The organism is Aromatoleum diolicum, from assembly GCF_012910955.1.
GTDB classification, from domain to species: Bacteria; Pseudomonadota; Gammaproteobacteria; order Burkholderiales; family Rhodocyclaceae; genus Aromatoleum; species Aromatoleum diolicum.
On record NZ_WTVQ01000128.1, the window covers coordinates 1 to 435 of the forward strand.

Sequence of the window (435 nt, forward strand, 5' to 3'; positions counted from 1 at the left end):
GGCTATATCCACTCGACAACGTGAAGGAAACCTCTCATATGATGTCGCCGTAGATAACCATTTGGGCGGACGATTGCTCATATCGAAACGCTGGAAAGATCACGACTCACTAAGTGCCTATCTCAAAACAACCGACATTATAGAATTTATCAACCGCTGGCAGGAACGAATGAAGGGGAAAGTCCTAAAGTATGGCGCCTTTACTGAAAGGGATTTGATGGAAGAGTAAGCATAAATTTGTTTACGACTAAGCCAACCCTTGTTATTGCGGTCCAGCACAATGATCGTCCGCTTCACGCTCAATGCTGCCCGTCAACGCCTGTCTACTTAAAAAACAGGCCTAACGTGGGATATTTTCCGTTTTCCAAGCAGATCTCTTAAACTACACCGCACAGGTCGTAACATATGGGCAATGACCACAAACGGCGATAATTC

General features: G+C 45.3%; 1 protein-coding gene. It reads left to right on the top strand.

The features are described 5' to 3' along the window. Positions 1–229 (top strand): putative quinol monooxygenase (locus tag GPA25_RS23920; RefSeq protein WP_211163341.1); only part of this gene is annotated, 229 nt, incomplete at its 5' end. Between the last annotated feature and the right edge of the window lie 206 nt (positions 230–435).